The sequence below is a fragment of the Kitasatospora sp. RG8 genome, assembly GCF_017813315.1.
Lineage (GTDB): Bacteria > Actinomycetota > Actinomycetes > Streptomycetales > Streptomycetaceae > Kitasatospora.
The window spans coordinates 256,411-269,756 of sequence record NZ_JAGIYX010000001.1; the positions used below are offsets into that span (position 1 = coordinate 256,411).

Annotated in this window: 11 protein-coding genes and 1 riboswitch; of the genes, 5 read left to right on the top strand and 6 right to left on the bottom strand. The window is 73.4% G+C overall.

The window, feature by feature from the left end; genetic code table 11:
* The first annotated feature begins 42 nt into the window (after positions 1 to 42).
* On the top strand, positions 43 to 1,428 hold the full coding sequence (locus J5Y04_RS01120) for an 8-oxoguanine deaminase (RefSeq protein WP_209409046.1): 1,386 nt from the start codon (positions 43 to 45) through the stop codon (positions 1,426 to 1,428).
* Between the two features lie 236 nt (positions 1,429 to 1,664).
* On the opposite strand, the gene J5Y04_RS01125 is transcribed toward J5Y04_RS01120, so the two are convergent.
* Complete coding sequence (locus J5Y04_RS01125) at positions 1,665 to 2,903, bottom strand: MFS transporter (RefSeq protein ID WP_209409049.1); 1,239 nt, start codon at positions 2,901 to 2,903, stop codon at positions 1,665 to 1,667.
* 55 nt (positions 2,904 to 2,958) lie between these two features.
* Between J5Y04_RS01125 and J5Y04_RS01130 the strand changes: the two genes are divergently transcribed.
* A complete protein-coding gene (locus J5Y04_RS01130; protein WP_209409052.1) occupies positions 2,959 to 4,002 on the top strand; it encodes an ArsR family transcriptional regulator in 1,044 nt (347 codons plus the stop codon).
* Positions 4,003 to 4,056: 54 nt separating this feature from the next.
* Here the strand turns inward: J5Y04_RS01130 and J5Y04_RS01135 are convergent, their stop codons facing one another.
* Both J5Y04_RS01135 and aceB read right to left on the bottom strand, forming a co-directional pair.
* Positions 4,057 to 4,443, bottom strand: a complete 387-nt coding sequence (locus J5Y04_RS01135) for a gamma-glutamylcyclotransferase (RefSeq protein ID WP_148641760.1) — start codon at positions 4,441 to 4,443, stop codon at positions 4,057 to 4,059.
* A gap of 141 nt (positions 4,444 to 4,584) precedes the next feature.
* Positions 4,585 to 6,237, bottom strand: a complete 1,653-nt coding sequence (gene aceB / locus J5Y04_RS01140) for a malate synthase A (RefSeq protein WP_209409055.1) — start codon at positions 6,235 to 6,237, stop codon at positions 4,585 to 4,587.
* A gap of 200 nt (positions 6,238 to 6,437) precedes the next feature.
* On the opposite strand from aceB, the gene J5Y04_RS01145 reads away from it, so the two are divergent.
* Both J5Y04_RS01145 and J5Y04_RS01150 read left to right on the top strand, forming a co-directional pair.
* Positions 6,438 to 7,235, top strand: coding sequence for an IclR family transcriptional regulator (locus J5Y04_RS01145; RefSeq protein ID WP_209409059.1), 798 nt, complete (start codon positions 6,438 to 6,440; stop codon positions 7,233 to 7,235).
* Between the two features lie 261 nt (positions 7,236 to 7,496).
* Positions 7,497 to 8,120 carry a hypothetical protein gene (locus J5Y04_RS01150; protein WP_209409061.1) on the top strand — a complete coding sequence of 208 codons (624 nt, stop codon included), beginning with the start codon at positions 7,497 to 7,499 and terminating at the stop codon, positions 8,118 to 8,120.
* Between the two features lie 27 nt (positions 8,121 to 8,147).
* Here J5Y04_RS01150 and J5Y04_RS01155 read toward each other — a convergent pair whose 3' ends face one another.
* Together J5Y04_RS01155 and J5Y04_RS01160 are read right to left on the bottom strand one after the other, a co-directional pair.
* Entirely contained in the window at positions 8,148 to 9,428 is a 1,281-nt protein-coding gene (locus tag J5Y04_RS01155; protein WP_245203962.1) for a family 16 glycosylhydrolase, read from the bottom strand.
* Positions 9,429 to 9,430: 2 nt separating this feature from the next.
* Positions 9,431 to 9,596: riboswitch (cyclic di-AMP (ydaO/yuaA leader) on the bottom strand.
* A 251-nt stretch (positions 9,597 to 9,847) separates the two neighbouring features.
* Positions 9,848 to 11,188: a triacylglycerol lipase gene (locus J5Y04_RS01160; RefSeq protein ID WP_256463439.1), complete on the bottom strand. Its 1,341-nt coding sequence runs from the start codon at positions 11,186 to 11,188 to the stop codon at positions 9,848 to 9,850.
* A gap of 271 nt (positions 11,189 to 11,459) precedes the next feature.
* Here J5Y04_RS01160 and J5Y04_RS01165 point away from each other — a divergent pair, with 271 nt between their 5' ends.
* Entirely contained in the window at positions 11,460 to 11,789 is a 330-nt protein-coding gene (locus J5Y04_RS01165) for a MoaF N-terminal domain-containing protein (protein WP_148641765.1), read from the top strand.
* A 106-nt stretch (positions 11,790 to 11,895) separates the two neighbouring features.
* Here the strand turns inward: J5Y04_RS01165 and J5Y04_RS01170 are convergent, their stop codons facing one another.
* Positions 11,896 to 13,044, bottom strand: coding sequence for an esterase family protein (locus J5Y04_RS01170; RefSeq protein ID WP_209409078.1), 1,149 nt, complete (start codon positions 13,042 to 13,044; stop codon positions 11,896 to 11,898).
* Between the last annotated feature and the right edge of the window lie 302 nt (positions 13,045 to 13,346).

Below are 13,346 nucleotides of genomic sequence, written 5' to 3' on the forward strand. Positions count from 1 at the left end.
ATGCGCCCCATGCCCGCCCGGCCTCCCCCATAGGAGTTCCCCATGGCAGTCCAGCCTCCGCCCGCCGACCAGCGGATCGTCATCGAGAACGTCGCGATCGCGACGGTCGACGCCAACGACACCGAGTACGCCCGCGGCCACGTGGTCATCCTCGGCAACAAGATCGAGTCGGTCGGCGACGGCCCCGCCCCGCAGTGGCTGGACAACGTGGTACGCCGGATCAACGGCGAGGGCCACCTCGTCACCCCCGGCCTGGTCAACACCCACCACCACTTCTACCAGTGGATCACCCGCGGCCTCGCCCAGGACAACATCCTCTTCGACTGGCTGGTCGCCCTCTACCCGACCTGGGCCCGGATCGACGACAAGCTCGTCCACGCCGCCGCGCAGGGCTCGGCCGCCGCGCTGCTCAAGTCCGGTTGTACGACCGCCTCGGACCACCACTACGTGTTCCCCGAGGACGGCGGCGACATCCTCGGCGCCGAGATCGAGGCCGTCCAAGAGCTCGGCATGCGCTTCACCGCGCTGCGCGGCTCGATGGACCGCAGCAAGAAGGACGGCTTCCTGCCGCCCGACCACGCCGTCGAGAAGACCGAGGACATCCTCATCGCCTCCGAGGAGGCCGTCGCCAGGTACCACGACGCCTCCCCCGACTCGATGCTGCAGATCGCCCTCGCGCCCTGCTCCCCCTTCTCGGTCTCCACCGAGCTGCTGCGCGAGTCCGCCGTGCTGGCCCGCCGCCTGGGCGTGCGGCTGCACACCCACGGCTCGGAGACCGCCGAGGAGGAGGCGTTCTGCAAGGAGCTGTTCGGCATGGGCCCGACCGACTACTTCGAGTCGGTGGGCTGGCTGGGCGAGGACGTCTGGATGGCGCACTGCGTCCACATGAACGACTCCGACATCGCCAAGTTCGCCGAGACCGGCACCGGCGTCGCCCACTGCCCGTCCTCCAACGCCCGCCTCGCCGCCGGCATCGCCCGCGTCCCCGACATGCTCAAGGCCGGTGTGCCGGTCGGCCTCGGCGTGGACGGCACCGCCTCCAACGAGTCCGGCGAGCTGGGCACCGAGCTGCGCAACGCGCTGCTGATCAACCGCCTGCACGGCTACCCGACCGCGCTCACCGGCCGGCAGGCGCTGCGCCTGGGCACCATGGGCGGCGCCCGGGTGCTCGGCCGGCAGAACGAGATCGGCTCCATCGAGGTCGGCAAGCTCGCGGACCTCGCGCTCTGGAAGATCGACGGGATCATGCACTCCTCGATCGCCGACCCGGTCGCCGCCCTCACCCTCGGCGCACTGCCGCCGCTGGCCACCCTCTTCGTCAACGGCAACGCCGTGGTCGAGAAGGGGCAGCTGACCACCGTGAACGAGGACCGGATCGCCCAGGCCTGCGCCCGCGCCGCCAAGGAGCTGGCCGCCCGCCCGGTGTAGTGCACGGTCCCCTCCGGAGGTCCCCTCCGGAGGTCCCCTCCGGAGGGCCGCTCCGCACTACCCCCTGAACTCCGGGCCGCCCAGGGACGGTGCGTCACCCGGACTCCGCCCGCCGCCCCCTTCAGGACGGCGTGCGGAACACAGCCCCGGACCCACGGCGAGGGTCCGGGGCTGTGGCGTGCCCGCGCACACCCCGCCGGCCCGCTCCCACCCCCGTGGGGCGCGGGCCGGCCGGGCTACCCGGCGCGCACCGGCCCGCGGACGGCCGCCGGCAGGGCCAGCCCCGCCAGGGCGAACAGCCCCGCCAGCACCACCCATCCGGCACCGCCGTGGTCGACCGCCGTCACGGTGATCACCAACGGGCCGATCACGTGGGCGGCCGCCTGCCCGCTCATGAACACCCCCTGGTACTCGCCGTGCGCCCGCGGATCGGCCAGCTCCAGACTGAGCGTCCAGCCGCCGGCCGAGGTCAGCAGCTCACCCAGGCTGTGCACCAGGGCCCCCGCGAGGACCACCCCGGCCGCCAGGGCCGCCGGGCCGGACTGCGCGGCCGCGTACACCAGGCAGGCACCCGCCAGCAGCAGCGCGCCACGTGCGCAGGCCGACGCCGCGCTCGCCACGTCCGTCACCCCCCGGCTCGCCCGGACCTGGAACAGCACCACCAGCAGGCAGTTGGCCGCGTTCACCGCGGAGACCACCCCCGGCGGCGCGTCCGTGCCCAGCACGATCCAGAGCGGGAGGCCCACCGTGAGCACCGCGAGCTGGAGCTCCAGCACCGCGTGCAGCCCGGCGACCAGCAGGTACCGGCCGTCCCGCAGCGCGGTGCGCCGCTTCGCCGGCCCCCCGGCGGCGCCCGCCGCACGGACCGGCCCGGCCGGCACGGGCAGGCCGGCCAGCAGCGCCGTCACGCCCAGGAAGCTCGCCGCATCCAGCACCATCATCGTCACGTACCCGGCGTACGCATCGGCCTGCAGCGCGAGGGCCGCACCGCCGGAGCCGACGACGAGGCCCGCGTTCATCACCGAGCGCAGCAACGCCCGGGCGCGGACCTGGCCCTCGGCGGGCAGCGCCCGGGCGATCAGCGCGCTGCGCACCGCCACCGCACCGCGCTCCAGCACCGTCGCCGCACAGGCCAGTGCCACGAAGGCCCCGAAGGAGTGCACGAACGCGTAGCCGAGCACCGCCGCGGCCTCCAGCGGCCCGACCACCAGCAGCAGCCGCTTGCTGCCGACCCGGTCGGCCAGCCGCCCCATCGGCACGCCGGCGAGCACGCCGCAGACGCCGGCCACGGTGAGACCGAGTGCCACCCGGCCCGGCGTCAGGCCGACGGAGCGGGTGAAGAACAGGACGCTCACCGTCACGAAGAGGCCGTCCCCGACGGTGTTCACCAGGCTCATCAGGACGAGCCGGCGCAGGAGCGGATCGTCCGGCAGTAGGCGGCCGAGAGCAGCGGGGCGCACCGCGGTGGAGGTCATGACAGAAGGACAGCGGGGTTCCCGGGCGGGCGGAATTCTTTTACCGTTGCGGTCAATGTTCGAGTTCCGCTTCGATGTTGACGACCTCGCCGCCACCTGGTTCGCGTACTCGCCGCTCCAGGAGACCGTGCTGAGCCTTCGTGCCCGCCGGTTCGCCGCCCGCTACCCGGAGCACCGGCCGTGGATCGCGGCCTGGCGGTCCCGGTACGAGACGCTGGACACCGCACTGCTGGAGTCGCTGATCGCGCCCGTCGGCTTCGTGCCGGACTTCCTCACGCCCCGTCCGCCGGCGCCCCGTCCGGAGTTCACCGCCGAACTCGCCCGGCTGGCGGCCACACCGCCGGAGGTGGTGCGCGCCGACGTGCTCGCCGCGTACCGGGGCGACGGGAGCCCGCTGCCGCCCGTGCTCGCGGGGCTCGTGGACGACCCGGCGGCGCTCACCGCCCGGGTGGCCGAGGCGCTGGAGGCGTACTGGACGCGCTGCCTCGCCCCCGTCTGGTGGCCGCGGGCGCGGTCGGTACTGGAGGCGGACATCGCGTACCGGGGCCGGATGCTCTCGGAGCGCGGCGCGGAGGGGCTCTTCGCCGACCTCGACGCGCGGCTCTCCTGGTGCGCGGGGGTGCTGCGGCTCACCGATCCCCATCCGGCCGTGCAGGCCGTGGGCGCCTCGGTGGACGTCGCCGGCCGGGGGCTGGTGCTGATCCCGACGCTGTTCGGGCTCGGCGCACAGACCGACATCACCCAGGTGGGGCCGCCGCTGATCACGTACCCGGCACGCGGGAAGGCCACCATGGCCGAGGGTCTGGGCGGCGGCCACCGTGGGGAGCCGGCGGGGGCGGCGGGGGCGGCGGCCGGGCCGCTGGCCGGGCTGATCGGCGCGCCGCGGACCAGGCTGCTCCTCCTGCTGGAGTCCCCCGCCAGCACCACCGAACTCGCCCACCGGCTGGGCGTCACGCCGGGCGCGGTCAGCCGCCACCTCGGTGCGCTCGCCGCCGCCGGCCTGCTGGACCGCACCCGGCACGGGCGCAGCGTCCTGTACCGCCGCAGCCCTCTCGGCGACGCCCTGGTCGGGCGGGGGCCGCAGACCGGGGACGGCTGACGGACCCGGGGCCGGCTGACGGGGGCCGGCGGACCGGCAGACCGGCAGACCGGCTCAGGCCGTGCGGCCCAGGGTGGCGAGGTAGGCGCGCCAGCCGCCGTGGTGGGTGATCTCACGGTGCACGCCGCGGTCGGCCTCGCCCCGGGCCAGCAGCATCGAGAGGCAGGCGGAGCCGTCGTCCAGCTCGATGACGCCGAGTTCGAGCTCACGGGGCTCGCCCGGCAGGATGACGTCGCGGAGGTGTTCGAGGGTGATGTCGTACAGCTCGCCCTCGATCGCGGTGTCGGCGGCCGGGTCCGGGTGCAGGCCGGGGCAGACGTCGCCGATGGAGAAGAAGCGGTAGCCGGGCGCGGTGCGGACGGGGCCGACCAGGGCGTCGGCGACGGAGGCGTGGAACGGACCGCCGACCATGGCCTGGCCGTTGAAGAAGATGCGGGGCACTGGGGTCCTCGGGGGGAGAGGCCGTTCCGTACGGCGATGGGAAGACGGTGGATTCGTCGCCGTACGGAACGGAGCAATGGAGCGGGAGGAGTGCTACAGCCTGGCAGGCGGCAGCCTCTTCCGTACTGGATAGATTGGGGCTCAGCCCAGCAGGGGAAGCGCGGGGAGGGTCAGGAAGTCCGCGAACTCCTCGGCCAGGGAGACCTGTTCGAAGAGCTTGGCGGCCTCGCGCCAGCGCCCGCCGGCGTAGGCCTCGTCGCCCAGCTCGGCCCGGAGCCCGGCCAGCTCCTCGGCCACCAGGCGGCGCACGAGCTCGGCGGTGGCCTTCTCCCCGGTGTCGGAGAGCACGACGCCGTTGTTGATCCACTGCCAGATCTGCGAGCGGGAGATCTCGGCGGTGGCGGCGTCCTCCATCATGTTGAAGATGCCGACGGCGCCGAGGCCGCGCAGCCAGGCCTCGATGTAGCGGACGCCGACCTGGACGGCGTTGTGCAGGCCCGCGTGGGTGCAGGTGCCGCCGGCGCCGGCGATGTCGAGCAGCTGGGCGGCGGTGACGGGCTCGGCCGGGCCGGGGTTGTCCTTCTGGTTCGGGCGGTCGCCGAGGACGGCGTCGAAGGAGGCGCGGGCGACGGGCACGAGGTCCGGGTGGGCGACCCAGGAGCCGTCGAAGCCGTTGCCGGCCTCGCGGTCCTTGTCGGCCTTGACCTTCTCCAGGGCGGCCGCGTTGACCGCCGGGTCCTTCCGGCTGGGGATGAAGGCGGCCATGCCGCCGATCGCATGGGCGCCGCGGCGGTGACAGGTCTGCACCAGCAGCCGGGTGTAGGCGGCCATGAAGGGGGACGCCATGGTGACGGTGTTGCGGTCCGGCAGGATGTAGTGCTCGCCGGCGTCGCGGAAGTTCTTGACGATCGAGAACAGGTAGTCCCACCGGCCGGCGTTGAGCCCGGCGGCGTGGTCGCGGAGCTCGTAGAGGATCTCCTCCATCTCGAACGCGGCCGTGATGGTCTCGATCAGCACGGTGGCGCGGACGGTGCCGTGCGGGAGGCCGAGGGCGGCCTGGGCGTGCGTGAAGACGTCGTTCCAGAGCCGGGCTTCGAGGTGGCTCTCGGTCTTGGGGAGGTAGAAGTACGGGCCGGAGTTCGGGTCCTCGGCGCCGCGGGCCGTCAGCCGGGCCGCGTTGTGGAAGAAGTAGAGCCCGAAGTCGAGGAAGGCGCCGGCCACCGGCTCGCCGTCGACCAGCAGGTGGTTCTCGTCCAGGTGCCAGCCGCGCGGGCGGACCACGACGGTGGCGAGTTCGGCGGCGGGCTTGAGGGTGTAGGCCTTGCCGGCCGGGGACGTGAAGTCGATCCGGCCCTCGAAGGCGTCGATCAGGTTGATCTGGCCGCTGACCACGTTCTCCCAGGTCGGGGAGGTGGCGTCCTCGAAGTCGGCGAGCCAGACCCTGGCGCCGGAGTTCAGCGCGTTGATGACCATCTTGCGGTCGGTGGGGCCGGTGATCTCGACCCGGCGGTCCTGGAGCGCGCGCGGGGCCTCGGCCACCGTCCAGTCGCCTTCGCGCACGGCGGCCGTCTCGGGGAGGAAGTCCAGGACGCCGGCGCGGGCGATCTCCGCGCGGCGGGTCTTGCGGCGGGCCAGGAGCTCCTGTCGGCGGTCCTCGAAGGCGCGGTGCAGCCCGACGACGAAGGCGACCGCCTCCGGAGTGAGCACCTCCTCCGCCCGATGGACGCGCGGACCGGCGACAGTGACGACCGGAGCGGCGGGGGAGGCGCCGGCGGGTCCCTGATCTGTAGCCATGAGCAGGACACTCCTAAGACGGTTGAGCATGGCGAAGGCAGTTCCGGTGGGAACTTCCTTGATCTGAACCGATCTGAACCCACCTACCGGAGGGTTCGATTCTGTAAGGTGGAGACTAGTTTCCGCGATACAGAATTTCAACGGTTTGTTGAGGTGATCGCAGGGACTCTACTCCTCCCCCGACAGCGAAGGGAACGCCGGTGGTTGCGACCCCCGACACAGCATCGACGACGGGCACGGACCGCGCGAGCGGCGGTGTGCAGTCCGTCGAGCGCGCCTTCCAGCTGCTGGAGGCGCTGGCCGACTCCGGCGGCGTGGCCACGCTCAGCGAGCTCTCCACCTCCTCCGGGCTGCCGATGCCCACCATCCACCGTCTGGTTCGTACCCTCGTCCAGCAGGGCTATGTGCGCCAGGACACCGCACGCCGCTACACCCTCGGCCCGCGGCTGATCCGGCTCGGCGAGACGGCCGGCCGGCTGCTGGGCAGCTGGGCCCGCCCCTACCTGGCCGAGCTGATGGAGGCCACCGGCGAGACGGCCAACCTGGCCGTGCTGGAGGGCGGCGAGGTGGTCTACGTCGGACAGGTGCAGTCGCGGCGCTCGATGCGGATGTTCACCGAGGTCGGCCGCCGGGTGCAGCCGCACTGCACCGGCGTCGGCAAGGCCCTGCTGGCCCAGCTGCCGGAGGACGAGGCCCGGGCCGTCCTCGGCCCCAACCCGCTGCCCGCGCACACCGAGTTCACGGTGACCGACCCGCAGGAGCTGCTGAACCAGCTGGCCGAGGCGCGCGAGCGCGGCTACGTGGTGGACGACCAGGAGCAGGAGATCGGGGTGCGCTGCATCGCCCTCGCCGTACCGGGCGCGCCGACCCCGACGGCCCTCTCGGTCTCCGGTCCGGAGGCCCGGATCCGGGCGCTGGAGGAGCAGGCCGGCGCGGCCTCGCTGGTACCGGTGATGCACCACATCGCGGCCCGGCTGGGGCAGGTCCTGGCCCCCTGACACGGCGTCACCGGCGTTTCCCCGCACAGGAGGTCGACCCGGTCGGCCTCCTGCGGAGGCGTTCGCCCGTTCGAGCGGCCCGAGGGCGGGTTGCCCCGGCCGCGACGGGCCGGTCGGTCACGCTGAATGCGGACGCGCCCCGCGACGGTGCCGGGCGCCGGAACGCGAAGGACAGGGTGAGCGGCGATGTCGCGCAGAGGGTCCGTACGGGGTTTCTTCGGCAGGTCGGCGGAGGCCGGGGCGCCCGGGGCCGGGGAACCGGTGGCCGGGGAACCGGTGGTCGGGGAACCGGTGGTCGGGCGGACGGTGGTCGGGCCGTCGGCAGGCCGGTCGCTGGCCGTCAGGTCGCTGACGGTCGGGTGTGCACTGGCGGCGCTGGCCGCCGGTCCCGCGTGGGCGTGCCCGGACGCCGATCCGGCCCCGGGGACCGACCCGGCGGCGGAGGTCACCGCGCCGGCGGCACCCGCGGCCCCCGCCCCCTCCGCCTCCGATTCCGACCTGGAGGTGATCCGGATCGATCCGGACCCCGCCGTACCCGGCGGCACCACCACGGTGCACGCGTTCGTCACCAACACCGGCCCGGACCGGACGGCCTCACCGTTCACCGTGGTGATCACCCTGCCAGAGGGGGTCACGCCCGAGAAGCCCTACTTCCCGGAGAACTGCTACGACTTCCAGAACGGCCACCGGGTGCGCTGCACCTTCCCGGCCGGCCTGGGGCGGTACCGGAGCGCGACGGCGCTGATCCCGGTCCGGCTCGCCCCCACCGTCCCCCTCGGCGAGCTGAGCGGCGGCTACGTCGCGGTGCGCGGTGACGACGACCGGAACGAGACGGACAACCGGCAGCCGTTCAGCATCCAGGTCGTGGAGGCCGCCCGCCACTGACGGGCGGGCGGTCCGCAACGGCCGGTCCTACCGGTAGACGCGGACGTAGTCCGCGGCGAAGGTGATCGGCGCCGTGCCCTGCGGCGCGGGGTGGTACTGCCCCGCGCTCAGGGACAGGTTGAGGATCGGGTACGCGGCCCAGTCGGCGCCGACGCCCTTGCCGTCGGAGAACACCTTGGCGCCGTTGACGTACCAGTCGACCGAGGTGGCCCCGTAGTGGGTGCCGATGGTGACCCAGCCGTCCTTCGCGATCGCCTTGGCGTCCGTGTAGTACAGGTGACCCGGGGTGATGTGGTTGGTCAGCTCCAGCAGGTTCGGGTTGTCGGTGTGGTACTCGAAGGAGTCGATCTCACCGTGGGCGCCGCTGGTGCCGTTCCAGGTCCACAGCGCCGGCCAGGCGCCGGTGCCGGCGGGGAGCTTGACCCGGGTCTCGATGTAGTCGCCGGTCTTCACCTTGAAGCCCTCGCTGGAGTACTCCGTGGTGAGCAGCCCGGTGTCCCAGGCCTGCTTGCCGTTCTCCAGCGTGTGGCTGCTCGGCTTGGCGGTGAAGGTGGCGACGCCGCCGGAGACGGTGACGTTGTTCTTGTTCAGCCAGTCGAGCTTGTTGTCGTTCGGGTTGTGGTCGCCGTAGTGGTACGAGCTGCTCCGGTCGGCCGTCCAGCGGGAGCCCAGGTCGAGGCTGTTGAAGTCGTCCGACCAGGTGAGCTTCTTGCCGGCGACCGGTATCGCGCCCGGGGCGGCGGTCTGCGACGGGGTCGCGGTCGGCGCGGGCGTCGGGGTGGCGGTGGGTGCGGTGGTCGGGGTGGCGGTGGGTGCGGTGGTCGGGGCGGGCGCCGGCGTGGCGGCGGCCGAGACCACGAGCTTCTGCGAGGGCAGGTTGTGCCAGGCACCGGCGGAGTCCTGCCAGAAGCCGAACTGGGTGTAGGTGCCGGCCGGCAGGGTCCGCGAGCCGGTGGTGACCGTCAGCCCGCCCGGGCAGATCTGCGCGTTGGTGCGGTTGCCGGGGAAGTCGAGGTTGTGGCCGGCCGCGTCACGCACGCCGACACCGACCGTCCTGGCGGTGAAGCAGGCCGAGGAGTGGACGGTCAGCGAGGCGGCGGAGGCGTTGCCCGCGACCATGGTGGCCGGGCCGAGCCTGTCCTGGGTGACGGTCGGCGCGGTGGCCGCCTGGGCCCCGCTCACCGCGGGAATGCCCAGGAGGCCGGCACCGCTGATGGCGAGCACGCCGGTGACGGCGAAGGCGGCGTTGCGACCGCGGTGGCTGGGGCGGGCATGGCGCGGCGCGCTGCGCCGGGTGGGCTTCTGCATGGCAGTGTCCTCTGCGACGCCTGCGAGGTGAGCTGTCGGGTTCGGGCTGAGGTTGCCCGGCCGCCTGTGGAGCGGCTTCACCCCTAGCCACGGCCCGGGCGCGGGGAGCGCACGGGCCGGGCACTGACCTGGGTCCCCCGCTCCCGTCCGCTGTGGTGCTCGGTTGCCGGCCGGCGGGTGGACAGGACTCGGCGTCCCGACGGCGGAGGTCCGCGAAGCGGACGTCCCGAGCAGGCTAGGCAGGCCGTCCGGGGGGCGACAACTCGGTGGAGGGTGTTGTCGTGCAGGTCACAGTGGAGTCGATCAACGACGGTGCGGAGTGGATCAGTTGGCCGTACGGGCACCGGGAGGACGGTGAGCGGGGCGCCGGCCGGGCGGTGTCGTGGCATCGGCCGGGCGGGCGGTCGCCGGCCGGGTGGTCAGCCGAGCCAGCTGTTCACCTGGCTCATCGCGTCCGGGGACCAGGCCAGCTCCAGGTGGTTGAGCCCGCCGAGCAGCCGCGTCCCGCCGACCGTACCGATCCCGGTGGTGTCCAGGGCGCTGCGGGTGAGGACGATGCCGTCGCTGGGCCCGCGGTTCTCGTTGAGGATCCCCGGGATGTCGGCCGAGCCGCCCGCCATCAGGAAGGTGGCGACCGCCGCCGGGACGCCCGCCTGCTGGAGCGGCCCGATCAGCGAACCGGCGTCGATCGCCGCCTGGATGCCCTGGCCGGAGGTGTAGTAGCCCTGTCCCCCGTAGTACGTCGTCCACCAGTCCTGGGCCGAGCCGTCCACCCCGTAGACGCCGTCCCAGCGGGCGAGCAGCTGGCGCTGGCCCGGGTAGCAGTCGTACCCGCCGGTAGGCAGGACCCCGAGGCAGGGCTGGGCGGTGTACGTGCCGTAGCAGGTCATGTACAGGTGCGGCGAGGGCGCGTTGGCGGTGCCGCCGCAGGCCGGCCAGGTGGCCAGCGAGAACGCCCAGCCGTGCGCGTAGACGTAGTCCAGGCCGCCGTTCGGCCCGCCGAGGGTGACCAGGCGGCGGACGTCTCCCGCGTAGGCCCGGCCCCAGGACGGCCGTACCGAGGAGACGTACGCGCGGGCGGCGACCTCCCCCTTGCTCCAGGCGACCACGTCCACCTGGGACACCCCGAGCCGGGCCCGGATCAGGGCGATCGCGTCGCCGACGGCCTGCGCCTGGAGCAGGTTGTCGCCCTGCTTGTGCGCGAAGCCGACCGCGAAGACGCGGTGGCCGGTCCCGGCGAGGTACTGGGCGAGGCCGGTGGACGGGCAGGCGGACGCGCCGCAGCTGCCGCTCTCGTTCGGGTTCGCCCAGGCGCGGTCGGCGTTGTCGTTCGCGCCGTGGACCAGCAGGACCGGGACGTCCCGGCCGCCGGTGTTCCAGCCGGCGGCCGAGTAGAGCAGGAAGCGCCCGGAATAGGGCTGGCGGACGCCGCCGAAGTAGGTCAGGCGGGCGCCGTCCTGGTCCCCCCGCCCGCCGGGCGGGTACTGCTCGGCGCGGAACCCGGCGGTGGTGTCGAGGTAGCGCTCGACCTTGGCCCAACCGTTGCCGGGCGCGGTGAAGGCGGCCTCCAGGGTGAGCGGTGCGGTGGCCGCCGAGGCGGGCGGGGGCGTGCCGAGGAGGAGGGCGGTGAGGGTGAGGAGGACGGTGAGGGCGGCCGGCAGGCGTCCGGCGGGGGTGGGCGGGGTGGCTCTTCCGGTGACGGGCCCGGTGACGGGTCTGGTGCTGGCGGTGCTGGTGCTGGCGGTGCTGGTGGCGGGCATCGGCGGCTCCCTGGCCGGAAGGTGGCGGGCTGCTGGGTCGGCCCACGTCCCGGTGGGCCGGATCCTGCACCGTACGACCGGACCGCCGGGCCGCCCATGTGCCGGTGTCACACCCCGCGACTGGAGGGCGTGGCGGCCCCGTCCGTGGCACCGGCGGGCCCGCGCCGTGACGGGGTGGGCGCAACGCCGCCGCGAAGGTCACCCGTCGGATAGGTTGGAGGTCCACCCGCAGTGCCGTACGCCCAGACGAGAGACGAGGACCCGTCCCGCCATGACCGCGCCCCTGCCCGCCTTCGCCGGCCGCACCTACCTCTTCCAGGTCGACAACGGCGCGGCCTTCCGCAACGCGTACTCGGCCGACGGCAAGCGGCTGCGCTGGGAGGGCCTCGGCGAGTCGGCCGGCCAGTGGGAGGACGTCGCCCTGCACGTCGCCCAGGTGGGCCCCGAGCTCTACTTCGTCAGCTGGACCGAGCAGAGCGGCATCACCGTCAGCCACCTGATGGACCTCGGGAAGCTGACGGTGCGCGCGTTCTGGACGTACGAGGGCGAGGGCGGCCGGGTCGGCGAGCTGCACACCGGCACGCTGGAGCCGGTGGGCTGAGGCGGAGGAACCGGAACGCCGGGCCCGCTCATCCCTCGGGGTGGGCGGGCCCGGCGTTCGACGTGGGCGGGCCCCGCGTTTCGGTGGTCGGCGCGGCGGACCGGGGTCAGACCGTCCGGCCGGGGACCTGGAGGCGCTGGGAGAGCCACTCGAGCGAGGACGGCAGCAGCCTGCTCCAGGTCTCGAAGTTGTGGCCGCCGGTCTGCAACATGCTGTACGAGACCTTCATCGGGCTGTTGACCGCGGCCACGAACGCCTCGGTGTCACGCTTGTAGTCGCCGTCGCCCTGCTTGGTGCCGGCCAGCAGGACGGACACCTTGGGGTGCGGCAGGTTCTTCAGCCGCCACATGAGGTCGGCCTCGTGGCGGCGCTGCTGGCCGCCGGGGCCCTTGAAGAGCTCGGTGGTGGTCGGGTCGTCGGCCGCCTGGTAGTAGCCGGAGAGCGAGACCGCGGTCGGGAAGGCCTCCGGGTGGCGCATGGCCAGCTTGAGGGCGCAGTAGCCGCCGGTCGAGTTGCCCATGAAGCCCCAGGCCTGCGGGTCCGAGGAGACCCGGTACGACGCCTGGATCGCGGCGGGAACGTCCTTGGTGTAGTAGGTCTCGGACTGCGGGCCGCCCGGGACGTCCTCGCACTCGGTGTCCTGCGGCAGCGCGGGCGACGGCGTCATCAGCACCAGCACGGTCGGCTGCATCCGGCCCTCCTGGAGCAGCTTCAGTGCCGCACCCGGGTAGTTCAGCCGGGTCACCAGGTTCTTGGCGATGCCGGGAAAGCCGGTGGAGACGATGATCGCCGGGAACTGCTTCTGCTCGTACTCCGGCTGGAAGTACTGCGGCGGCAGGTAGACGTACCCCTCGGTGGAGAGCCGGCTGGCGGCGCCGTCGATCCGCACCTCGCGGATCTCGCCGGACTGCCTGGGATCGCGGCCGAGCGCCCCGCCGCCCTGGACGGCGGCGTGGCCGATGGTCTCCACCTGCAGACGGCCCGAGGCGTCCGCCTTGTTCTGGATGACGACCGGGCCGTTGTCACCGGTGCCGAGCAGGTCGTCCCAGCTGCTGTAGAAGGCGAAGTAGTTGTTGGCCACCAGGCCCAGTGCCGCGAGCACGGCGAGCTGGGTAGCGAGCAGCGTGCCGATCCGGCCGAGCACCGCCTGCCAGGTCCGCTTCGCCAGTCTCGGCCACAACCAGACCGTGCCCGCCATCATCCCGACGGCGATCAATGCGGTCAGCGCCAGCACCTTGTGGCTCGTCAGACCCATGTCCTACTGCTCCCACGCCTCGTACGTCACAGCCCCGACCGCCGGCGGCCAGTTGCCATGACACTCGGGACGGCCGCCCCGGTTCCCCCGTCCACTGCGAAGGCCGTCGCCGAGGCGCGATCAACAACCCTAGCGGTCCGCGGAGGTGTCCCGGACCCGCCGACCAGCGGGGATCGGCGGGCCGGGCGGGGTCCGGAGGTATGACACGGGCATCGCGAGACGGCGCGAGAGGGCGCGAGGTGGCCCCGAGGTGGCGCGGAGTCAGCTGGCTGGGGTTCAGAGGCGCGGCCTGCGCCCGGTTC

Bases quoted from the DNA above. Each gene is read 5' to 3' on its own strand.
- J5Y04_RS01130 (WP_209409052.1), top strand. From the start codon at position 2,959: ATGTTCGAGTTCCGCTTCGATGTTGACGACCTCGCCGCCACCTGGTTC.
- J5Y04_RS01170 (WP_209409078.1), bottom strand. From the start codon at position 13,044: ATGGGTCTGACGAGCCACAAGGTGCTGGCGCTGACCGCATTGATCGCC.
- aceB (WP_209409055.1), bottom strand. From the start codon at position 6,237: ATGGCTACAGATCAGGGACCCGCCGGCGCCTCCCCCGCCGCTCCGGTC.
- J5Y04_RS01125 (WP_209409049.1), bottom strand. From the start codon at position 2,903: ATGACCTCCACCGCGGTGCGCCCCGCTGCTCTCGGCCGCCTACTGCCG.
- J5Y04_RS01160 (WP_256463439.1), bottom strand. From the start codon at position 11,188: ATGCCCGCCACCAGCACCGCCAGCACCAGCACCGCCAGCACCAGACCC.
- J5Y04_RS01120 (WP_209409046.1), top strand. From the start codon at position 43: ATGGCAGTCCAGCCTCCGCCCGCCGACCAGCGGATCGTCATCGAGAAC.
- J5Y04_RS01155 (WP_245203962.1), bottom strand. From the start codon at position 9,428: ATGCAGAAGCCCACCCGGCGCAGCGCGCCGCGCCATGCCCGCCCCAGC.
- J5Y04_RS01165 (WP_148641765.1), top strand. From the start codon at position 11,460: ATGACCGCGCCCCTGCCCGCCTTCGCCGGCCGCACCTACCTCTTCCAG.